General features: G+C 47.0%; 23 protein-coding genes, 5 tRNA genes and 1 other RNA gene. 18 read left to right on the top strand and 11 right to left on the bottom strand.

From position 1 onward, the window contains the following. Nucleotides 1-145 precede the first annotated feature (145 nt). From P253_RS00990 to P253_RS00980, 3 genes are all read left to right on the top strand, one after another. On the top strand, nucleotides 146-646 hold the full coding sequence (locus P253_RS00990; RefSeq protein WP_016659914.1) for a hypothetical protein: 501 nt from the start codon (nucleotides 146-148) through the stop codon (nucleotides 644-646). A 374-nt stretch (nucleotides 647-1,020) separates the two neighbouring features. After that, nucleotides 1,021-2,646 carry an NAD+ synthase gene (locus P253_RS00985; protein ID WP_005176221.1) on the top strand — a complete coding sequence of 542 codons (1,626 nt, stop codon included), beginning with the start codon at nucleotides 1,021-1,023 and terminating at the stop codon, nucleotides 2,644-2,646. A gap of 253 nt (nucleotides 2,647-2,899) precedes the next feature. Continuing rightward, nucleotides 2,900-3,172, top strand: coding sequence for a hypothetical protein (locus P253_RS00980; RefSeq protein ID WP_016659913.1), 273 nt, complete (start codon nucleotides 2,900-2,902; stop codon nucleotides 3,170-3,172). Between the two features lie 116 nt (nucleotides 3,173-3,288). On the opposite strand, the gene P253_RS00975 is transcribed toward P253_RS00980, so the two are convergent. Beyond that, a tRNA-Met gene (locus tag P253_RS00975) sits at nucleotides 3,289-3,365 on the bottom strand. Between the two features lie 187 nt (nucleotides 3,366-3,552). Here P253_RS00975 and P253_RS00970 point away from each other — a divergent pair. Further along, entirely contained in the window at nucleotides 3,553-3,966 is a 414-nt protein-coding gene (locus tag P253_RS00970; protein ID WP_225876425.1) for a hypothetical protein, read from the top strand. Between the two features lie 41 nt (nucleotides 3,967-4,007). On the opposite strand, the gene P253_RS00965 is transcribed toward P253_RS00970, so the two are convergent. The 4 genes from P253_RS00965 to coaD form a co-directional block, all read right to left on the bottom strand. Beyond that, nucleotides 4,008-4,084 (bottom strand) — tRNA-Met (locus tag P253_RS00965). 73 nt (nucleotides 4,085-4,157) lie between these two features. After that, nucleotides 4,158-4,536: RNase P RNA component class A (gene rnpB / locus P253_RS15300), an RNA gene on the bottom strand. A gap of 27 nt (nucleotides 4,537-4,563) precedes the next feature. Continuing rightward, entirely contained in the window at nucleotides 4,564-4,827 is a 264-nt protein-coding gene (locus tag P253_RS00960) for a YfhL family 4Fe-4S dicluster ferredoxin (RefSeq protein WP_034597403.1), read from the bottom strand. A gap of 1 nt (nucleotide 4,828) precedes the next feature. After that, the gene (gene coaD, locus P253_RS00955; RefSeq protein ID WP_005176208.1) at nucleotides 4,829-5,320 is read right to left on the bottom strand and encodes a pantetheine-phosphate adenylyltransferase; all 492 of its coding nucleotides are present in this window, start codon (nucleotides 5,318-5,320) and stop codon (nucleotides 4,829-4,831) included. Nucleotides 5,321-5,501: 181 nt separating this feature from the next. On the opposite strand from coaD, the gene smpB reads away from it, so the two are divergent. After that, entirely contained in the window at nucleotides 5,502-5,978 is a 477-nt protein-coding gene (gene smpB, locus P253_RS00950; RefSeq protein WP_005176206.1) for an SsrA-binding protein SmpB, read from the top strand. A 74-nt stretch (nucleotides 5,979-6,052) separates the two neighbouring features. On the opposite strand, the gene P253_RS00945 is transcribed toward smpB, so the two are convergent. The 3 genes from P253_RS00945 to rluD form a co-directional block, all read right to left on the bottom strand. Continuing rightward, a complete protein-coding gene (locus P253_RS00945) occupies nucleotides 6,053-6,622 on the bottom strand; it encodes a flavodoxin family protein (protein WP_005176197.1) in 570 nt (189 codons plus the stop codon). 33 nt (nucleotides 6,623-6,655) lie between these two features. Continuing rightward, on the bottom strand, nucleotides 6,656-7,405 hold the full coding sequence (pgeF, locus tag P253_RS00940; protein WP_005176194.1) for a peptidoglycan editing factor PgeF: 750 nt from the start codon (nucleotides 7,403-7,405) through the stop codon (nucleotides 6,656-6,658). A gap of 64 nt (nucleotides 7,406-7,469) precedes the next feature. Beyond that, nucleotides 7,470-8,522, bottom strand: a complete 1,053-nt coding sequence (gene rluD, locus P253_RS00935; RefSeq protein ID WP_016659911.1) for a 23S rRNA pseudouridine(1911/1915/1917) synthase RluD — start codon at nucleotides 8,520-8,522, stop codon at nucleotides 7,470-7,472. Between the two features lie 71 nt (nucleotides 8,523-8,593). On the opposite strand from rluD, the gene P253_RS00930 reads away from it, so the two are divergent. Together P253_RS00930 and P253_RS00925 are read left to right on the top strand one after the other, a co-directional pair. Further along, nucleotides 8,594-9,577 (top strand): outer membrane protein assembly factor BamD, encoded by a 984-nt coding sequence (locus P253_RS00930; protein WP_005176190.1) that lies wholly within the window; start codon nucleotides 8,594-8,596, stop codon nucleotides 9,575-9,577. Between the two features lie 460 nt (nucleotides 9,578-10,037). Further along, nucleotides 10,038-11,936: a DNA primase gene (locus tag P253_RS00925; RefSeq protein WP_016659910.1), complete on the top strand. Its 1,899-nt coding sequence runs from the start codon at nucleotides 10,038-10,040 to the stop codon at nucleotides 11,934-11,936. Nucleotides 11,937-11,972: 36 nt separating this feature from the next. On the opposite strand, the gene hemA is transcribed toward P253_RS00925, so the two are convergent. Continuing rightward, complete coding sequence (gene hemA, locus P253_RS00920) at nucleotides 11,973-13,256, bottom strand: glutamyl-tRNA reductase (protein ID WP_016659909.1); 1,284 nt, start codon at nucleotides 13,254-13,256, stop codon at nucleotides 11,973-11,975. 78 nt (nucleotides 13,257-13,334) lie between these two features. Between hemA and P253_RS00915 the strand changes: the two genes are divergently transcribed. The 10 genes from P253_RS00915 to panD all read left to right on the top strand — a co-directional run bounded on the left by P253_RS00915 (nucleotide 13,335) and on the right by panD (nucleotide 19,312). Beyond that, nucleotides 13,335-15,047, top strand: a complete 1,713-nt coding sequence (locus tag P253_RS00915) for a tetratricopeptide repeat protein (RefSeq protein WP_035363052.1) — start codon at nucleotides 13,335-13,337, stop codon at nucleotides 15,045-15,047. A 5-nt stretch (nucleotides 15,048-15,052) separates the two neighbouring features. Next, entirely contained in the window at nucleotides 15,053-15,631 is a 579-nt protein-coding gene (gene lolB / locus P253_RS00910; RefSeq protein ID WP_016659907.1) for a lipoprotein insertase outer membrane protein LolB, read from the top strand. 12 nt (nucleotides 15,632-15,643) lie between these two features. Then, complete coding sequence (ispE, locus tag P253_RS00905) at nucleotides 15,644-16,474, top strand: 4-(cytidine 5'-diphospho)-2-C-methyl-D-erythritol kinase (RefSeq protein WP_016659906.1); 831 nt, start codon at nucleotides 15,644-15,646, stop codon at nucleotides 16,472-16,474. After that, nucleotides 16,473-16,547: transfer RNA gene (locus P253_RS00900), tRNA-Gln, on the top strand. Before ispE ends, P253_RS00900 begins: the two co-directional genes overlap by 2 nt. A 19-nt stretch (nucleotides 16,548-16,566) precedes the next feature. Further along, nucleotides 16,567-16,641, top strand: a tRNA-Gln gene (locus P253_RS00895). A 91-nt stretch (nucleotides 16,642-16,732) separates the two neighbouring features. Then, a tRNA-Gln gene (locus tag P253_RS00890) sits at nucleotides 16,733-16,807 on the top strand. A 36-nt stretch (nucleotides 16,808-16,843) separates the two neighbouring features. Further along, nucleotides 16,844-17,797: a ribose-phosphate pyrophosphokinase gene (locus P253_RS00885; protein WP_005176171.1), complete on the top strand. Its 954-nt coding sequence runs from the start codon at nucleotides 16,844-16,846 to the stop codon at nucleotides 17,795-17,797. Between the two features lie 99 nt (nucleotides 17,798-17,896). Further along, complete coding sequence (gene rplY / locus P253_RS00880; protein WP_005176167.1) at nucleotides 17,897-18,193, top strand: 50S ribosomal protein L25; 297 nt, start codon at nucleotides 17,897-17,899, stop codon at nucleotides 18,191-18,193. Nucleotides 18,194-18,212: 19 nt separating this feature from the next. Further along, nucleotides 18,213-18,797 carry an aminoacyl-tRNA hydrolase gene (gene pth, locus P253_RS00875; protein WP_016659905.1) on the top strand — a complete coding sequence of 195 codons (585 nt, stop codon included), beginning with the start codon at nucleotides 18,213-18,215 and terminating at the stop codon, nucleotides 18,795-18,797. A 134-nt stretch (nucleotides 18,798-18,931) separates the two neighbouring features. Beyond that, complete coding sequence (gene panD / locus P253_RS00870; RefSeq protein WP_005176160.1) at nucleotides 18,932-19,312, top strand: aspartate 1-decarboxylase; 381 nt, start codon at nucleotides 18,932-18,934, stop codon at nucleotides 19,310-19,312. A gap of 74 nt (nucleotides 19,313-19,386) precedes the next feature. Here the strand turns inward: panD and P253_RS00865 are convergent, their stop codons facing one another. Both P253_RS00865 and P253_RS00860 read right to left on the bottom strand, forming a co-directional pair. Then, nucleotides 19,387-20,004, bottom strand: a complete 618-nt coding sequence (locus P253_RS00865; RefSeq protein ID WP_171066735.1) for a LysE family translocator — start codon at nucleotides 20,002-20,004, stop codon at nucleotides 19,387-19,389. A 49-nt stretch (nucleotides 20,005-20,053) separates the two neighbouring features. Then, nucleotides 20,054-20,545, bottom strand: coding sequence for a DUF1289 domain-containing protein (locus tag P253_RS00860; RefSeq protein WP_035362917.1), 492 nt, complete (start codon nucleotides 20,543-20,545; stop codon nucleotides 20,054-20,056). 199 nt (nucleotides 20,546-20,744) lie between these two features. On the opposite strand from P253_RS00860, the gene trhO reads away from it, so the two are divergent. Then, nucleotides 20,745-21,677, top strand: coding sequence for an oxygen-dependent tRNA uridine(34) hydroxylase TrhO (gene trhO / locus P253_RS00855; RefSeq protein WP_016659902.1), 933 nt, complete (start codon nucleotides 20,745-20,747; stop codon nucleotides 21,675-21,677). The last annotated feature ends 85 nt before the right edge of the window (nucleotides 21,678-21,762 follow it).

The raw sequence follows: 21,762 nt of genomic DNA, 5'->3' as shown, positions 1-21,762 counted from the left end.
GAACCTGCGCGAAAAACTGCATTGTAACGGTTTGCGGAAATGAAGAAAAACCGGCAAGCCACCGCAGATGAAATTTTTGCTACATATCTGCCTGCCAGTTTTGTTATAACTGGGAAAATTGAATGGCCCGACCTGATCTTTCACCATGCTGTTATTGAAACTGTTACCGCTGCTACTGCGCCTGCTTAAACTGGAGCAGTTTCGCTGCCGGGCTTTAACCCCGGGCGAAATTGCGTTGTGCCAGCGCGTATTCGGGCAGCTGATTGATTACAGCCGGGTCAGCATCATGAATCATCCTTATTTGCCCTGGCAACCGGCGCATATTCTGATGGCGCCGCAAGGTTATATTCATGTGCGTGATCCATTGTACCGGGAAGATTATAGCCAGGCACCGCTTGCCTTTCAGGCGGTGCTGATTCATGAAATGACACATATTTACCAGCATCAGCAGCAGATTAATGTGCTGCTGAAAGGTGCGCTGCTGCAAACCGCTTTTTATCTGTCTGCCGGGCGGTATAATCCCTACCGTTACCAGCTAATTCCCGGTAAGCCGTTTTTTGCCTACAACATTGAACAGCAAGGCGATATTGCCCGCGATATTTTTTTAAACAAGATTGACAATATTATTCTGCATCCACCGGCCTAAACTGCGCTGCAATAGCGCTTTCATGTTGCAAGCTGCCGGTTTTTTGTGCCATCAGGCCTGATTCACCGAACCCATGCTTTTGTTACTCAAGCTTACTAAATAAAGCATTATGCGCCTTCTCTCACGGCGCGAATTGCCGCTACTATGCAATTATCCTGAATATGCTCTAGCATCTGAATTAATTTAAGATAAAATAAACCCGTCTGATTTTTTGCATTGCAAAATAAGATTTTATCAAGTCGTATGCGTATTACTTTTTATACTTGAGCCAGTCGGCAGTACTTTTTAGTATCAGAATGCACCGCTGCCCGATCACCATAATTACAAGCGGCAGCCCGTGTATTCAAAACCCTATAGGAATAGGACGTAAATTAATGAAATCTTTTAAAATTGCCCTTGCACAGTTCTCTCCATACATTGGCAATCTCGAAGCAAATGCGCAAAAAATGCTTGAACAAGCAAATGAAGCGAAAAAACAACAGGCTGACCTGATCATTTTCCCAGAGCTTTCTCTGATTGGTTATCCAGCAGAAGATTTGCTGTTACGCCCAAGCCTCAAAAAACGCACGCAAAAGGCCTTTGAACAGCTCAGCCAGATTAAAGACATCGTCGTGGTATTTGGTTTTGTCAATGAAACTGAAGATGGCCAGCGTTATAACTCGGCTGCGGTAATGAAAGATGGCCAGATTCTGGGTATTTATAACAAGCAGAATTTACCGAACTACGGCGTGTTTGATGAAAAACGTTATTTTAACGAAGGTCATCAACATCTGGTCTTTGAATACTTGGGGCATAAATTTGGCGTACTGATTTGTGAAGATGTCTGGTCTTTAGCCACTGTACAGCAACTGGCCCAGCTGAATGTAGAAACCGTGCTGGTGCTGAATTCATCGCCATACGAAGTTGGTAAACCACAGCACCGTATTGATACCATGACTGCGCTGGCCAAACAGCTGAATCTGAACCTGGCCTATGTCAATCAGGTTGGTGGTCAGGATGATCTGATCTTTGATGGCACCAGCTTCCTGATCAGCAAAGACGGTGAACTGGCTTTACGTGCGCCAACCTATCAGGAAGGCCTGTTTGTGGTGGAGTATGAAGCCGAACAGCAGCGCTATAAAACGGGCGAACAGGCGGCAGCCCTCGACACCATGGCTGAAATTTATCAGGGTCTGGTGCTGGCAACACGTGACTATGTACAACGTTCAGGTTTCCCAGGCGTAATTCTGGGTTTATCTGGCGGGATTGACTCTGCACTAACCTTGGCCATTGCGGTTGATGCCCTGGGTGCAGACAAAGTACAAGCGGTGATGATGCCGTATACCTATACCGCGCAAATTAGTGTAGAAGATGCTGCACAGCAAGCCAAAACCATGGGTGTGACCTTTGGCATTGCCGAAATTCACTCGATTGTGAACAGCTTTATGCAAACCCTGTATCCATTCTTTGGCAATAGCCCGGTTGATACCACCGAAGAAAACCTGCAGGCCCGTGCCCGCGGTACGTTGCTAATGGGCTTATCCAATAAATTTGGCAACCTGGTCCTGTCGACTGGTAACAAATCTGAACTGTCAGTCGGTTACTGCACCCTGTATGGCGATATGGTTGGTGGTTATGCAGTTCTCAAAGATGTCTACAAAACCATCGTGTTTGAACTGGCCAAATACCGGAACAGTATAAGCGAACAGCCGGTGATTCCGGAGCGTGTAATTAGCCGTCCGCCATCAGCTGAACTGAGCCCGGACCAGAAAGATCAGGACTCTTTGCCACCGTATGATGTGCTAGATGCGATCCTGTATGCCTATATTGAAGAAGACCTGAGCCAGGACGATATTATTGCCAAAGGCTTTGATCAGGCTGTGGTTGAAAAAGTGGTGCGTCTGGTTGACCGCAATGAATACAAACGCCGTCAGGGCGCAATTGGTCCACGCATTACATCACGTTCTTTTAGCCGTGAACGCCGTTATCCATTAGTCAATGGCTGGAAACCGGGCCTATAAGCTCCTGATCTGATCCATCCTAAAAACCTCAAGCCAGTCTTGGGGTTTTTTATTGTCTGCTGGAATGAGGCTACTTAGAATACGCATCTTCCCCTGCCATCTAAACCGATCCTATATTTTTGAGTTCTACGTCATTCAAAAAAACCAATATCAATGAATCGTCTAGGTTGACTAAAAACAGATAGACAACGGTCTATGTTTAACCCTATGTTCAAGATATGCATGAGCTAAAATTGGATGCAATGGATTTCATATGACACTAAGAAATACCCTGCAGACTTTAGAACAGATTTATCATTATTTAACTGAACGTCCGCATTTTCATCGCTATAGCCAGTATGAGCGCCTGAACGCGTTTTTCGCCGAAATCCATGATACAGGCAGTATCGAGTTTGAAGCTGGGCAGTCTTATCTGTTTAAAGGTATATTTAATGGCAAGCCTAAAGTGATTGATGGTTCTAAAGCGCCGGCCCTTGCGCATAAACAGGAATTCTTAAGCTGGGTACAGCAACAGCTGAATTCCTAAGCCAGCATTTTATTCATCGCTGGTATCTAAATTGCGCGGAGAGTTTGCACAACATTTTTTTGGACTTTTTGAACAGACAAAAAAAGAGACCAAGCTGAGAGCTTGGTCTTTTAAAATGGTGGCTATGACGGGACTTGAACCTGTGACCCCCGCATTATGAGTGCGGTGCTCTAACCAACTGAGCTACATAGCCGTAAACTGTGTGCGCATTATCTAAAGTTCGGACTTTATCGTCAAGATATTTATCTACTCAAATGAACACTGTTTAAGCAAAACATGACGTTTTTATTAATTTTTAACCGGATTTGCAATTTTTTACTTGGGTCAGACCCTTTTCGCTGCCTATGATGAAACTTTCCAGGATCAATCACTTGAACACAATGCAGTTAAAAATATGGATCAGTAGTCTGCTAGTTGCGACATTATCGGGCTGTCAGCTGGTTGCCCCACTCATGGTGGACTATAACGGGGTACGCCGCGATGTCGCAGAATTTATTAATGGTCATCTCTGGTTCACCATTCCGCAAAAACGCATTCTGGTCGAGTATGCCAAAGGCCAGCAGAAGATTTTAACCGCAGATCGCCTAAGTCCTGAAGCACAACAGGCGCTTGCACAGGAACGCTATGAAGGCCGTTATTGTGCTGCACAAAAAATTACCGTGTCCAAACTGGATCAGGTCGATGAGAAAATTTTTGTCTATGCCGACCAGCAGCAACGCTGGCAACAGATTCAACAGCTACAGCAGACGCTGAAGCTGGATGTGCAGCAGCTCAACTGCGAGCACAGATTTTAAAGACAAAAAAAAAGATCACATAAGGATGTGATCTTTAAAAATGGTGGCTATGACGAGACTTGAACTTGTGACCCCCGCATTATGAGTGCGGTGCTCTAACCAACTGAGCTACATAGCCGTAAACTGTGCGCGCATTATCTGCTGTAATGTTTATAACGTCAAGCCCTTCTACAGGCTAATTGTACAAAATTTGGTGAAGTGAACCGATAAGCCGGGTTCTGTCGAGAACGATCATTCCTCTAGGCGTACAATCACTCATACGCTCAAGCGACCTACCCGAATCCAGTACGGGCCGTACCTCAGGATTCCTATTTGGTCTTGCTTCTGGTGGGGTTTACCATGCCATGAACTGTTACCAGTCATGCGGTGCGCTCTTACCGCACCCTTTCACCCTTACCTTCGATTTCTTCCGAAAAAGAAACCTGAATGAAGGCGGTCTACTCTCTGCTGCACTTTCCGTCGGCTCACGCCGCCCAGGCGTTACCTGGCACCCTGCCCTATGAAGCCCGGACTTTCCTCCCCTGCTTTAGTCACGGAGACCTCCACAGCAGCGATCGTCTGGTTCACTTCGAGGGCGCATCTTAACAAATAAATGCACTAATTGCTCGTGCTTTTTTGATCAATCAGTTTTTGATACTTTTCCAGCAATTGTTCCTGGGTTTCGACATGATGGGGATCATGCGGAATACAGTCCACCGGACAGAATAACTGACACTGCGGTTTATCATGATGCCCGACACATTCGGTACACAGCGCCGGGTTGATTTCATAAATCAGCTCGCCCATGAAAATAGCCTCATTCGGGCACACAGGTTCACAGACATCGCAGTTAATGCATTCATCGGTAATATATAAAGACACGCTACCAACCTTGTTGATGTTTGCGTTCAAAGGCTTCGACCACGGTTTGCGGTACAAACTTGGTCACATCTCCTTTTAAACGCGCAATTTCACGCACCAGCGTAGATGAAATAAACGAATATTGCTCTGACGGCGTTAAAAATACCGCTTCAAAATTGGTATCCAGCTGACGGTTCATATTGGCCAGCTGAAACTCGTATTCAAAGTCAGACACTGCACGTAAACCACGCAGTACCGCCGTGGCCTGCTGTTCGCGGAAGAAATTCACCAGCAGGCCATCAAAGCCGACAAATTCCACATTGGGTAAATGGCTGAGTGAGGTTTTGGCCAGTTCTACCCGCTCATCTAGAGTAAACACCGGATTTTTATGATGACCAATGGCAATTGCGACCACCACTTCATCAAACATTCTGGCCGCCCGTGTTACTAAATCGATATGACCATTGGTGATTGGATCAAAGGTCCCCGGATAAATCACGCGAGTTTTAGACATCCATTTTTACTCTAGTTGGTTTTGTAGAGCCATATTTTAGCAAAAACTTGATTTATTGGTGAATAAACTCGGCCAATTTCACAAAAATCCTGCGATAGTGCTGTAATTCAGCGCTGATTTTGGAATTGTCAGCATGCCTGTGTTTGGGGCACAATAGGCCTAACGTTGGAAGTGACTCATTATGGCGAAAGCAACTGTAGTTAAAAAAAATACCAGTGGCACGATTGCACAGAACAAACGTGCACGCCACGATTATTTTATTGAAGAAAAATTTGAAGCCGGACTGTCCCTGCAAGGCTGGGAAGTCAAGTCTTTGCGTGCCGGTCGTATGAGCCTGACCGAAAGCTATATCACCTTTAAAAATGGTGAAGCCTTCTTATTTGGCGCCCAAATTCAACCTTTACTGTCGGCTTCGACCCATGTGGTGCCTGAAGCGACCCGTACCCGCAAGCTGTTACTGAACCGCAAAGAAATTGCCAAACTGCTCGGTGCGGTGAACCAGAAAGGTTATTCCTGTGTGCCGCTAGTCTGTTACTGGAAAGGTCCGCTGGCCAAACTGGAAATTGCCCTGGTGAAAGGGAAACAGCTGCATGATAAACGTGCCACTGAAAAAGACCGTGACTGGCAGCGTGATAAAGCCCGTTTAATGCATAAATAAGCATGTTTGAACACAAGTGCTTGATGTAAAAATGCCTCCAACATGGGAGGCATGTTTTATTGCATCATCGAAAATCAGGCTGAGTTCTGTTTTAAGCCCACCAGATAAGCGCCAAACTTCACCGCTGTTTCCAGGTCACCTTCTGGCGGGGTGACCTCAACGCTGGCATTGTCAGACTGGGTCATTAGGCCCAGAAAGCTCGACATCCGGTTAATATCATGCGGGCTACGGCCAGTCGGCATAAACGGCAAGCCCGACCATAACATGCCATGCTGCATGGCAAATAAATTGATCTGCTGTAACACCGCCAGCTTGTCACCGCTTAAACCACCACCATTGGTAAAGCCTGCGGCAATTTTGCCCTGCCAGCTTCGCGCCAGCCAGCGCTTTGAAGATTGTTCCATAAACTGTTTCAGCGCCGAAGTCAGACTGCCCATATAGGTCGGACAGCCCATGACCAGAATATCGCTCTGATCCAGCACATCCCAATCGACCTCGCTCACTGCCATTAAATGTACCTCAGCTCCGGCTTTTTCGGCGCCCTGCACAATATGCTGTGCCACCTTGGCGGTATGGCCATAGGGACTATGATACACAACACAGACTTTTACTTGCGACACAGATGTTTGATCAGTAACAGACATGGAAACTTTAAAAACCCAATAATTCAGTCAAGTTTAGCATTGATCAGCGATAAAAACGAATGTTGCCATGCGTCCGGTTTTGGCCTGACGACGATACGAATAATACTCCTCGGCCTGCCGATAGGTACACTGATCACCACCTAAAATGGTGGTTACCCCCTGCTCGGTCAGGATATAGCGGGCAATCGCATATAAATCGGCATAGAATTTTCCGGCCTGTTTCCCTGCCTGAAAGGCGCTGCTTAATGCGGGATATTTCTCACAAAATACCTGCTTTACTTCGGCCCCTACCTCAAAACACGGCTGGCTAATGGCCGCGCCTAACCAGGCCCAGGTCGGTGGGTGCTGCATGGCGGCAATGGTATTTTCAACAATACCCTGTGCCAGACCTTTCCAGCCGGCATGTAAATTGGCCACTTCAGTGCCATCCTGATTGCCCAGCACAATGGGCAGGCAGTCGGCGGTCATCATCATTAAGGCATGGCCTTTGCGCTGCGTGACCAGTCCATCGCCTTCCGGTGCATTAAAATGCAGCTCATCATTTATCACATGACACAAGGTGCTGTGGGTCTGGTTCATCCAGCTGATTGTATTAACACCGTATTCGGCCAGCTGTTCCAGTAACAGCATACGATGCTGCTGCACCCGTTCCGCTGCATCCTGCACATGCAAGGCCAGGTTAAAACCGGCCAGTTCCGGTACTTGCGCTGGCAAGGCCTGCTGATGCTGAATCCGCGTTTGCGCCACATAAACCTGTGCCGGTAATCCCTGAATAAATTGCATCTCAGCTCCTGTGTTCACTTAAAAGCGGCGTTGAGATCATACTTTCTCAACGCCGCAGAACGGTTTAATAGGCAGCGTTTTCGCTACGCAACACATCCACCAGCTGGCTGAAATCTTCCGGCCACGGCGCTTCAAACATCATGTCCTGTTTGGTACGTGGATGCACCAGCCCCAGTTTGGCCGCGTGCAGTGCCTGACGTTTAAAACCGCGCAAGGTTTCATTCAGCAGCTCGGAGGCTCCAGCCGGCACACGCACACGTGGCATATACACCGGATCGCCAATCAGACCATGACCAATATAGCTGAAATGAACCCGGATCTGATGGGTACGGCCGGTTTCCAGACGCGCCTGAACCCGGGTGAAATGCTGGAAACGCTCTTTCACGTTATAGTGGGTCACGGCGTCTTTGCCGCCCGGAAGCACTGTCATTTTGACACGGTCGACCGGATGGCGCTTGATCGGTTCATCAATGGTGCCGCCGGCAATCATATTGCCATATACCACCACGTCATAAATCCGGTACACCGACTTGTTGGCCAGCTGCTTGCTCAGATCAAACTGCGCTTCCAGATTTTTCGCCACCACCAGCAAACCGCTGGTGTCTTTATCAATACGATGTACCAGCCCGGCACGTGACAATTCTGCCGATTTTGGATAATGGAACAGCAAGGCATTGACCAGTGTGCCGGTAATATTGCCCGCACCAGGATGCACCACCATACCAACCGGTTTATTAATCACTAAAATATCATCATCTTCATAGACAATATCTAAAGGGATGTTTTCAGGCTGACTGTTGGTCTGTGCTTCAAGTTCAACATTTAAACTTAACAGTTCATTGCCTTCGCACTTGTACTTTGGTTTGACAGTGTTACCATTCACCAACAAATGGCCATCTTTTAGCCACTGTTTCAGTTTTTCACGTGAAAAATCACTCCAGATCAGAGCTGCAACCTGGTCGATACGTTGCCCCAGATAGCTTTCATCCAGTTGAAATTGCAACGATAAACGTGTTGCAGTTGGGTCTGAAGTATGATTATCTGCATCCTCAGAATCATCAAGTAAATTGAAGTCAGTTTCAGGGATGTTGGAATTGGAAGATTGTGCTTGAGACATTTGATCATTCAGACAAAAGTGGTTTAATAGCGCAATTGTAGCTCATTGCCCGTAATAACAGAGGAATTTTTATGTCGCTACCACGTTATAAAATTACCATGCTAGCTCTTTCACTTGGCGTTGCATCTGCAATCGTGGGCTGTAGCAGTAATCCAAAAAAAGAAGTGGTCGATACAGGTCCGCAATCTAGCGAACAAGTTTATATTCAAAAAGCAGAACGAGCACTGGAACGCGGGCAATATACCGATGCTATCCAGCATCTTGAAGCATTAGAAACCTATTATCCTACCGGTGAATATGCCCAGCAGGCACAACTTGAGCTGCTGTATGCAAAATTCCAGCAAAAAGATTATGAAGGTGCAGTCGCACTGGCCGACCGTTTTATCCGGATGAACCCGCAGCATCCAAATGCTGACTATGCCTACTATGTGCGCGGCGTGGCCAATATGGAACAGAACTATGATGGTTTAATCCGTTATACCTCGTTAAAACAGGCGCATCGTGATGTCAGCTATTTAAAAGTGGCTTATCAGAACTTTGTCGATTTCATTCGCCGTTATCCATCAAGCACCTATGCTGTGGATGCTGCACAACGTATGCAGTTTATCGGGCAAGAGCTGGCAGAAGCGGAAATGAATGCGGCACGTTTTAATATTAAACGTAAGGCCTGGGTCGCCGCGGTGGAACGTTCACTCTGGGTAATCGAACATTATCCGCAAACCCCACAGATTCCGGAAGCAATTGCCACCGCAGCCTATGGTTATACCCAACTGGGTGACCGTGCCACTGCACAACAGTATATTGACCTGTTAAAACTGAACTATCCAAATCTGGTTAAAGCCGATGGCTCTGTAAACCTGCGTGCTGCACGGAATGAAGGTAGCTGGCTAAACCGTGCGACTTTGGGTATTTTTGGTCGTGAAGCACAGGCCACCACCGAACAGCAGCAAAAACTGGCCAACCAGCAGGAAGAACCACGTAGCTGGACCAACCGTTTAAGTTTTGGTTTGCTGGACCGTCCTGAAAAACAGGAAAACAGTGAAGCGGCCGAGTAAACATAATTAACATCCATGACTGTCTTAAATTTGATTTAAACATTCCATTGGATACGCGGATGTGGCAGGGATGCCACACGTTCCCCATCACAACAAGGATGTTGTGTATGGGGAACAAAGACTTTTGCCTACTTTGGGTCTTTCCAAAGTAGGAAATTCTCCATACAAAGCCCTTAACAGGCCGAATGAAAATAGAGGCCCAACACACTTAAAATAAAATTTGTCTCTTCCTTTTATTGTCCTAACATAAGTACAGCTTTGAAAAATAGCGAGTAAGGATAGAGCTTTTAACCTGTTTTTCAATTTTGCAAAATATAAAGCATACGTTACTATACTTGCCCTTTTATCTTGGCCACTTGCCTGAACACGCAAAACCGGATAGAAAGGAAACAATACACTGTAATCTCTATACCCTGTCGATCTGTTCGACCTACCGCTTAACCGACCCGATAAAAACAGTATGGCTATTCCTCAACACACGATTGATCAGATTCTGGATCGGACCGACATTGTCGATCTGATTGGTCAGCGCGTGAAACTGAAAAAAACCGGGCGGACCTATTCGGGCTGTTGTCCATTTCATCAGGAAAAAACCCCGTCTTTCCACGTTTATCGCGACAAACAGTATTATCACTGCTTTGGCTGTCAGGCCAACGGCAATGCAATTCGCTTTTTAATGGACATCGACAGCCGTAACTTTGTCGATGTCATGAAAGAGCTGGCCAGTCAGACCGGTATCGAGCTGCCAAAAGACAATCAGGACAGCAAAAAACTGGTCTATAAACGCGAGGCCAAAAAACCGGCGCCACCGGCCAAAACTGCACCCGCGCCAGCAACACCCGCACCGACCGAAACTGATCAGGCGCCTGCTGCACATTTTGATCCTTTTGAGCAGTTCCAGCCAGCAGATGATCCCTTTGCTGGTTTTGAACAGTATCCGGATTTTGATCAGGAGCCGGTGCAGGAAGGCAACCTGTTTGATCTGCTGGAAAATGTGGCACAGTTTTATGAACAGCAGTTACCGCACAGCCAGTCGGCACAGCAATATTTTCGCCAGCGCGGTTTAAGCGCACAGACCATCCAGTTCTGGCGTTTGGGCTATGCACCGGAAGACTGGCAGCATCTGGAAAAAGCCTTTCCGCAAGATATTGAAGGTTTAAAACTGCTGGGGCTGATTCGTACCAGCGATTCCGGCCGTGATTTTGACCTGCTGCGGGACCGGGTGATTTTCCCGATCCGCGATCACAAAGGGCGTGTGGTCGGTTTTGGTGGCCGTGCGCTCAATGACGAGATCAAGCCGAAATATATCAACTCGCCCGATTCGGAAGTCTTCCACAAAAACCAGCTGTTATATGGCCTGTACGAAGGCCGCAAACAGAAAGCCCAGGACTGGCTGATGGTGGAAGGCTATATGGATGTGATTGCGCTGCAGCAATATGGCATTTATGGCGCCGTGGCAACGCTGGGTACTGCCAGTAATACCGAACATCTGAATATTCTGTTTAAGCAGAACTCGCGCATTACCATTGCCTTTGATGGTGATGCCGCCGGTCAGAAAGCAGCGCGACGTACGCTGGAAATTGCCCTGCCCCTGCTGAATGATGGCCGTGAACTGAAGTTTTTTGTTTTGCCGGATGATCATGACCCGGACTCACTGATCCGCCGTGAAGGTATTGAAAATTTCCGCCGCCTGCTCGATCAGGCACCGCTGCTGTCTGATTTTGTGTTTGCGCATTTAAGTCAAAACCATGATATCAGCAAGCCCGAAGGCAAAAGTCAGGTGATGGGCGAGTTAAAACAGCTGACTGAACTGTTACCGAAAACTGGCTCTTACCGTTATCTGCTGCAACAGTTTTTCCGCGAAAAACTCGGCTTTAACCGCAAATGGCAGCCACATACCAATAATGATGCCTCACTCAGCTTTAGCACCAAGGTTGATGCCGAAGAATATGTGGTGGCGATTCTGATCAACCATCCGTATTTATATATTCATTTTGAACCGTTACGCGCACTGATTCCGGCCGATCAGTTACTGGCCAAAATCCTGCAAATCTTTAACGGAATTTTTGATGAATTACCGGATGATCCAGAACTGGCCAAATACTATGTGCTAGGCGCCTGTGCGGCTTATCACTACGAATTACAGCGCATTTTACAGCAAGCCAATGTCGGCGATTACACCACTTCGCCAGAGAAAGCTGACAAGCTGGCCGAAGATTTTTCCATTAAACTGCAATACCACTTCTTGCAGCAAAAAATCCGCTCGAAGAAATTTAGCAGTATTGAAGAAATGCGTAATCTGAAACATCAGATTTATCAGATTGATAAAAAACGTTCCCTGACTTTACTTGAAGAATAAGCGGCGTTAAACACCACGCTGAACCATCACAATGGCTTAGCGTTTAGATTTACGCCGTTTGGCACTGACCTGCTGCAGTTCGCTTTGCAGCATTTCAAAGTATTCCGGATCTTCGGCTTTGGCCGCCTGACGCAGCACAATCGAGGTGGGATGCAGCAATTTCTGGGTCAAACGGTAAGAAAATTCCTGTAACACCTGTGCCGCATTTTCACCTTTGGCAATTCGCGCCATCGCCAGTTGCAGTTCTTCCTGACGTAACGTTTCACCCTGCTCACGATAAGCCTGAATGGTACTGCCGGCACTTTTGACCTTTTGCTGGGTTACCAGTTCGGTCGCCAACTGATTCACCATCACCTCGGCTTCTACCGCGGCCTGACGACGCTGTGCCAGATTCTCATCAATCACGCTTTGCAGGTCATCGACACCGTATAAATACACACCATCTAGTGATTCGACTTTCGGGTCGATATCACGCGGAACAGCCAGATCGACCAGCAACATCTGCTGGTAACGACGCTTTTTCAGCGCGGCTTTGACTTCTTTATAGCCAATCACCTGATGCAGGCTGCCGGTACAGCTGGAAATCACATCGGCGCGATGCAAATGTTCTGCCAGCTGTTCAAATTCAATAATTTCAACTTCTACCCGATGGGCAATTTCCTGGGCCAGATTTTCAGCACGGGCGCGGGTACGGTTACAGATCATGACCTTGGCCACGCCCATTTCCGCCAGATGTTTGGCCACCAGGCTGTTCATTTCACCTGCCGCCACCACCAGCACGGTTAGTTTGTCCGGATGGCTAAACACCTGTAGCGCCAATTGCGCTACCGCATAGCCCATAGACACCGCATGACTGCCGACTGCCGTTTCAGAGCGCACCCGTTTGGCCGCATAAAAGGCGTATTCAAAAATATGGTTTAAATCTTGCGAAACAGTGTGGGCATCTTTGGCCAAAGATAAGGCCGATTTGACCTGCCCCAGAATCTGCGGTTCACCGAGCATTAGGGAATCGAGGCCGCTGGCAACGCGCATTAAGTGAGTGACAGCCTGCGCATTTTCATAGCGATAAACGTGATTTTGTAGTTGTTTGACATCCAGACCATTTACCTGGGCGAGCCAGCCCAGCACCGTGTCTGCATGGTCAGACATGGCGTACACTTCAGTTCGGTTACATGTAGAAACCACCACCATGTCATTTAACAGGTGGCTCTGGCTTTGTTCGGCAAGTAATTGAGTTAACTTTTCAGGGTTAAAAGCAATTTGCTCACGCAATTCTACAGAGGCGGTTTGATGGTTGACACCCAATGCAAAGAAAGACATATCAGATCATCATTTCGCTAAATTTATGCTATTGTGCAATAACGGTGTCATAAAAAGCATTACTTGGATCAAGAAAAATTGCGTCAAACAACCAGCCGGCTTAGCGGCGCGACAATTAAGCAATATTCTACCACAATCTTACTCGTGGGTAGCATGGCTTCTAGTGCTCATATTAGAGCATCTGGAGATTTTTTCCATGCACCTACAAATCTGAATGCCATAAAACAAAGCATGGTGGCGGAATTTGCCCTCGCCTCAAATGACGTGGCCACCGCCTTACATAACTATACTGTACTGGCAATTAAAAGTAATTCAACCAGTATTAAACAGCGCGCACTGAATATTGCACTGGAACACAATGACTTAAATGCAGCTTTGGACATTGCCACCCACTGGGTGATTCAGGAACCGGAAGATGTTCCAGCCCTGTTTTATCTGGCGCATATTGCCCTGAAAGCGCATGAATATGACCTGGCCGCTGAAACCCTGGACAAGATTCTGGCCATTGATGCCACTGCCGATTTAGAACAGATTCTGGCCGGTATTGCCCCGGAGTCGCCAGAAGATCGTGAGTTTCTGATTCAGGCACTACGCACCAGCAAAGAAAAAGATAATCCCTCAATTCTGATTCTGATTGCCGGTTTAAAAGCCCAGAATGGCCAGTTAGAAGAAGCGCTGGAAACGGTCAACCGGGTGCTACGCAAACGTCCGAAAGTGACCGGTTATATCCTGCTCAAAGCCAGCCTGCTAAGTGCGCTGCAAGACTCGAAAGCTGCCCAGGAATGGTATGCCAAATCCAGCCGCAAACATAAAAACAATCTGGAAGTACGTCTGGCTGAAGCCAAATATCTGTTAAAAACCAATCAGCCGGAATTGGCCCTGACCAAACTGGAAGCGATGCTGGAAAAATGGCCAAAGGAAGATGAAGCCCTGTTTCTGGCTGGTCTGACCAGTATTGACTTGAAGCAGTATGAAAAGGCCGAGAAATATCTGGTCGAGTTGCGTTATTCCAACCAGTATCAAAATGAAGCCTATTACTATCTGGCGGTCAATGCCGAGCGTAAACAGCATTTTGAAACCGCCAAAGCCTATTACCGTCTGGTCGATGGCAGCCTGTATACCGTTTCGCGGCGCAGCATGATCAATATTTATAGCCAGCAAAGCCGCCAGCATGAAGCCTTACGCTTTTTAACCCAGGAACGGGTCAATTATCCGCAGCATGCCAGTTTTTTATATCAGGCTCAGGCGGAAATTCTAAAGCGCATGAACAACAAGACTGCCGCCTTAAGACTGCTGGATGAAGCCATCCGCAATTTACCCGATGATCCGGAACTGCTGTATTCAGAAGTGTTGCTGCTAGACCCTTATCAGGACAAAGACAAACTGGATCGTTTACTGAAAAAGCTGTTACAGGTCGAGCCGAACAGTCCGACTTATTTAAATGCCTATGCCTATACCCTGGCGCTGCAAAACCGCCGGCTGGATGAAGCACGCCAGTATGTGGAACAGGCACTGGAATTCGCCCCGGAACAGGCCTCAATTCTGGATACTTTAGGCCTGATCAGCTATCTGCAAAATGATTTTGACACCTCTGCCCAGGTGCTGGAAAAGGCTTTTGCCTTAAGTGCAACAGTCAAAATTGGGGTCCGTTATGCCAAGGCGCTGTATATGCAGGGCAATTTGACAAAATTTAGTCAAGTTTTACAACAACTCCAACAAAAATATCCAAATGATCCGCAATTAGAACAGCTTCATTCGTTATTGTTACCGCAACACAGCCCTCAGAGTTAATACGCATGCAACTTATTTCCAAACTCAGTCTTAGTCTTGTCACGGTCAGCACCCTGGTGCTGGGTGGTTGTCAGCAGTTCACCCAACCGCAAACACCCGCAAGCCCAATGGTTGAGGCAGAAAATCAGTTTCATCTGCAAGGAAAAATCGGGGTACGCACACCACAGCAGTCAGGCAGCGCCTTTTTTAACTGGCTGCAACAGCAGGAACAGTTTGATATTGAACTAAGCGGCATTTTAGGCGTCGGTAAAACACAGATTTCCGGCCAGCCGGGACAAGTCACACTGAATAGCGCCAAAACCGGCACTATTCAGGCAGCAACAGCCGAAGAACTGCTGCAGCGGGCCACCGGCTGGCAAGCGCCAATCAGTCATATCATTGACTGGGTGCAAGCACGTCCGGCCACTACACAGGCCAAAGTCGCTTACGATAGCCAGCGTCGTCCAACCCAGTTTCTAGAAGATGGCTGGACCGTTGATTTAAGCTATAACGAACAGGCGCGTTTGCCAAACCGTTTAATTTTAAAGCAAACATTTGAATCCGGTCAGGAGAACCGTATTACAATGGTGATCCAAAACCGTTAATTTTGTGCTGTCATGATTCGTGTTCCCTCACCTGCCAAACTGAACCTGTTTTTGCATATTACTGGCCGCCGTGAAAATGGCTATCATGAACTGCAAAGCATTTTCCAGCTGATCGATCTCTACGACTGGCTTGAATTTGAGCCATTGGATACAGCCGAGATTCAGATCGACGGTTTAAATTCAGTCGATCTGGAACAGAACCTGATTTATCGGGCGGCGCAGATCTTAAAACCTTTTGCCCAAGCGCCGACCGGTTTACAAATCCGGCTGGACAAACAGATTCCTATGGGTGCCGGACTTGGTGGTGGCTCATCCAATGCCGCCACCACCCTCATTGTGCTGAACCAACTGTGGCAATGTGGACTCAATTCTGAGCAGCTGGCCGATTTAGGGGTGCAACTGGGCGCCGATGTGCCGATTTTTGTCCATGGCCGCAATGCCTGGGCAGAAGGTATTGGTGAACACTTAACATTCATAGACTTAGAACAAAAACAGTACATAGTGCTAAAACCTGACTGTTTTATCAGCACTCAACTGCTTTTTTCACAAAAAACGTTGACAAGAGATACGAAGCCATCTAAATTTTGCGCCTATCAGTTGAAGCCATCTGATTTCGGAAACAACTTTGAGCCACTGGCCAGAGCCTTATATCCTGAAGTCGATGAAGCCATGCAATATCTGGATCAGTTCGGAGTTGCCAAGCTTACAGGTACAGGTGCCTGTGTTTTTATTGAAGTGACTTCAGAAATGAAGATTGATGAGATTCTGGCTCAGGCACCATGTAAAGCTTATCTGGTCCACAGTTTAGCCGAATCACCATTAATTCATTTCAAAGTTGAATAGGGGTATCGCCAAGTGGTAAGGCAGCGGGTTTTGATCCCGCCATCCGTTGGTTCGAATCCAGCTACCCCTGCCATCTTACAGTCATCAAATTTAGGGGTATCGCCAAGTGGTAAGGCAGCGGGTTTTGATCCCGCCATTCGTTGGTTCGAATCCAGCTACCCCTGCCATTTTCTCGAAAAAGACAGAGCATTGGTTTGCTGTTCTGCTGTTAATTTACCTTGACATCGACCAGCAAAAATATTAAAGTTCTGCCGCATTAGGGGTATCGCCAAGTGGTAAGGCAGCGGGTTTTGATCCCGCCATTCGTTGGTTCGAATCCAGCTACCCCTGCCATCTATTTCCATACATTCCAACCGCCAAGGGTGCTTCATGCCCAATCTTGTCGTTTTTAGTGGAACTGCGCATCCACAATTCGCCCAAAAAGTCGTAAGCCATCTTCACATTCCTTTAGGTGCTGCCTCAGTCGGTCAATTTTCTGACGGTGAAATTGCTGTAGAAATTACCGAGAATGTACGTGGTAAAGACGTTTTCATCGTTCAGCCTACTTGTGCCCCAACCAATGATAACCTGATGGAAATCCTGGTGATGGCAGATGCATTGCGTCGTGCAAGTGCTGGCCGTATCACTGCCGTGATTCCTTATTTCGGTTATGCCCGTCAAGATCGTCGTCCTCGTTCAAGCCGTGTGCCAATTACTGCAAAAGTGGTTGCAGATATGTTGACCACTGTCGGTATTGACCGCGTGGTGATGATTGACCTGCACGCTGACCAGATTCAAGGTTTCTTCGATATTCCTGTAGACAACATTTACGGTACACCAGCGCTGCTTGCTGACTTACGCCAGCAGTCACACGACAACCTGATGGTGGTTTCACCTGACGTGGGTGGTGTCGTACGTGCCCGTGCTGTTGCCAAGCAAATGGGTGATATCGACCTTGCGATCATTGATAAACGTCGTCAAAAAGCCAATGAATCACAAGTGATGCATTTGATTGGTGATGTGAAAGATCGTGACTGCGTCATCGTGGATGACATGGTCGATACCGCAGGTACCCTGTGTAAAGCAGCAGATGCACTCAAAACTTTTGGTGCGCGTAAAGTGGTTGCTTATGCTACTCACCCGGTGCTGTCTGGTAAAGCGATTGAGAACTTAAAGAATTCTGTGATTGATGAACTGGTTGTTACTGACACCATTCCATTGTCAGAAGAAGCTCAAAACCTTGGCAAGATTCGTCAGGTTTCAGTCGCAAGCATGGTTGCTGAAACAATTCGTCGTATTAACAACGAAGAATCTATTAGCGCAATGTTCGATTCTTATCTATAATAGTGCGCTAAATTTTCAAAAGCCCTGCTTTATGCAGGGCTTTCTATCACCAGATCGGTCGCAGGTCTGGTTTATTTAACCTGAAATAGGATGTCTATCATGGCAAACTTCGTATTAAACGCTCAAGCGCGTGAAGCAGCTAACCAAGGGAAAGGTGCGAGCCGCCGCCTTCGTCACGCTGCTCAAGTTCCAGCTATCATTTATGGTGGCGACGCTGAGCCAGTAGCAGTAACTTTAGAACTTCGTGAGCTTGTAAAAGCTTTAGAAAGCAATGCTTTCTTTGAAGAAGTTGTAGAAATCAAAGTAGGCGACAAAGTTGAAAACGTGAAAATCCAAGCGTTACAACGTCACCCTGCTAAAAACACACCAATGCACGCTGACTTCAAACGCGCATAAGTGTTAATGGTGTAAATTAGTGTCAAATATTTCACTGATTGTTGGTTTGGGCAACCCAGGTGCTGAGTATGCCCAAACCCGCCATAATGCAGGCTTCTGGTTTGTTGAACGCCTTGCAGATCAATATGGCATCTCTTTAAAAGCTGATCCGAAATTCAAAGGCATCAGCGGTCGCGGTAATATTGAAGGTCAGGACGTTCGTCTGCTATTACCAACAACCTTTATGAACCGTTCCGGTCAAAGTGTTGTGCCCTTCGCCAAATTCTATCAAATCGCCCCTGAAGCCATGCTGATTGCCCATGATGAACTGGATATGAATCCGGGGATTATTCGCCTGAAAACTGGCGGCGGTCATGGTGGTCATAATGGTTTACGTGACATCGTTCCGCACACCGGTCCAAATTTCCACCGTTTACGCATTGGTATTGGTCATCCGGGGTCTAAAGAACGTGTTTCCGGTCATGTGCTCAGCAAAGCCCCAAGCCAGGAACAAGGCTTGATGGATGATGCTCTCAGCCACGCGCTGTCTCGCATGAAATTACTGGTCAATGGTGAGATTCAGCAAGCCATGAACCAGATCAATGCCTATAAACCCAACGAATAACCTAATAATTGTTGAACAATCCTGCTTGCCATCTGGCAAAATTGGGCGCAAAATGCGCTCGTCGGCTGATTCGGTCGCAGTGATTGATTCAACCATAAGATAAAGATCTTAGGTCCACTAAGGAGACGCTAGCCATGCTATCTCGTTTATTAAAATGCAAAATTCACCGTGCTTTCGTGACACATGCGGAACTTCATTATGAAGGTTCATGTGCAATTGATGGCAAACTTATGGATTTAGCTGGCATTCGCGAATACGAAGAAATTCACGTCTGGAACGTAACCAATGGCAAACGCTTTACCACTTATGCGATTCGTGGTGAAGACAATTCAGGCATCATTTCAGTCAATGGTGGCGCAGCACATCAGGCAGATGTCGGCGATATCATCATTATTGCGACTTTCGGTGATTTCACTGAAGTAGAAGCCAATGCGCATAAACCACGCCTGGTATATGCCAACCCGGACAACACCGTGAGCCACACCGCTAACTGTATTCCGGTACAAGTCGCTTAAGACCTAAGATCATCATACGAAAAAGCCCGCACATTGCGGGCTTTTTTATGGCAGAAATATAAGTCATGGGTTACTTAAAACAGATACTGCCCTGCTGTGCTGATTAGTCCATACAGCGCAATCAGAATTAAAAGAGCACCACACAGCGCCAGTACCGGCCGATAACCGCGTGACAGCGTTAAACGGTAAAAACCCAAATACAACAAAGACAAAGTCAGAAAATCCAGTACAATCCAGCTGGCGGTCAGCAGGATTAAGCTGTTATTAAAATGATCGGTGACCTGAATAAATTGCGGGAAAAAGGCACTAAAAAACAGAATATCTTTCGGATTGGAAATCCCGACCAGAAAACCCTGCCGAAATCCGCCTACAGCGCTGGCCGTCTCCTGTTTCGGTCCGGCCGCTGCCCGGCTTTCCTTGAGAATGTCCACCCCCAAATAGGCAATATAGACACAGCCTAGCAGCTTAATTAAATCCAGCCAGAAGGCCTGAATATTGAAGATGCCTTTTAAAATCAGCACCGAGCAGGCAATTAACAGCAAAGAAGCTAAATTAGTCCCGACAATGGTCTGAAACGCCCGCCGGTAACCACCTTTGAGTCCGGCATCAATCACCAGCATCATCACCGGGCCTGGGGTGGCAATCATGATCACCACCGCCAGACAGTACAACAGATATTCAGCCATATTGATCATCTGTGGTACTCCTGCGCTACTCTTGCTTAAACCTTAGGATGAAAAACTAGTCATCCTCTTCCAGACTGACTTTTAATAAATGCTGGCTAATGCCATCGGCACGTAAAAATGCCAGGTCATAACTCGCAGTCGCCAGTGCCAGTACCCGACGCTCAAATTCCTGCCACAGTGGTTTAACCTGCGCGGCCTGAACACCAAGACCACTATCATCGGCCAGATGCTTGTTTTTTTCACATAATTTGAGCGCATGATATAACTTGCGGCCTGCGCTGGCATCGGGACGTAAACGCACCCGCTTTGACAGGACAAAATGCTCTACCTGCGGCAAGCGGGCAAATGGCAACATTGGTACCAGAATCTGGTCCAGCTGGGCATCCAGACGCTGCCAGACAGCCGTTTGCTGTTCGGGGGTATAGCCATTCCAGCGTATCACTTCATGATTAAAACGACGACAACCACGACACACTGAATCACCAAATACCGTAGAGCAGCGGCCTGCACACGGGGTCAATGAGGCGATTCGACGATCCGTACTCAAAATATACTCCAGAAAAGCGCAGTAATGCCGGCCTGAATGCGGCCGTATTACTTTTGGTAAAATCATAGGCGAGGATAGGCATCATAGCCGACTCTATCGCAGATTTAAAACCATATTTCTGTTCTGGATTTCTCGCTATCTGGGCACTTTCACGCTAAAATATGCCCCTCAAATTTTTTATATCACATTGGAGTACTCCATGAACGCTACTGTAGAACAGCTTGCACCTGTAGAACAGCAAGCGACCTCTGGTTGGGTTGTTGCCGCACTTTATCAATTCAAAGAAGTTCAAGATCCTGCGGATCTACAACAACGTCTTTTAGACTTGGTAAACAGCATCAACCTGTGTGGTACTCTCATTGTGGCGGGTGAAGGAATTAATGGTACGGTGGCGGGCGACCGCGAAGCCATTGATCAGGTGCATCAGTTTCTTTTAAACGAAGGCTTTACCGCGATGGAATATAAAGAGTCGCACAGCGCCGACAAGCCTTTCCGCAAAATGAAAATCAAGCTGAAAAAAGAAATTGTGACTTTGGGTGTAGAGGTCAAACCACGTGATCTGGTCGGCCATTATCTGGACCCGAAAGAATGGAACGAACTGATTGCACGTGATGACGTGATTTTAATTGATACCCGCAATGACTATGAATACAAGGCCGGGACTTTTAAAGGCGCGATTGATCCACAAACTGAAACCTTCCGTGAATTTCCAGACTATGTGAAAAAAGAACTGGAACAGCACAAAGACAAGAAAATTGCCATGTTCTGTACCGGTGGGATTCGCTGTGAAAAATCCACTTCGTTATTGCTACAAGAAGGCTTCCAGGAAGTTTATCATCTGAAAGGCGGTATTTTGAAATACCTCGAAGAAACCCCGGCAGAAGAAAGCCTGTGGGAAGGTGAATGTTTCGTATTTGATGGTCGTACTGCGGTTACGCATGGTGTGGAAGAAGGTCAAAATACCAAGTGTCATGCCTGTGGTTGGCCTTTACTGCCAGAAGAAGTGGCAGAACCAAGCTATGAACACGGCGTATCTTGTAAATACTGTATTGATAAAACCACAGAAAAACAGAAAGTCGGCTTCCGTATGCGTCAATCTCAGATTGCAGCGGCAAAACGCAAACGTCTGTAATAATGTAAACCAGTACAAATAATTTTACAAAAAGCCCTATTTATAGGGCTTTTTTTACGTCTATTCACATACCAGAATCAATTCA

Source organism: Acinetobacter indicus CIP 110367, assembly GCF_000488255.1.
GTDB classification, from domain to species: Bacteria; Pseudomonadota; Gammaproteobacteria; order Pseudomonadales; family Moraxellaceae; genus Acinetobacter; species Acinetobacter indicus.
This window is presented reverse-complemented; position numbering and strand designations above follow the sequence as displayed.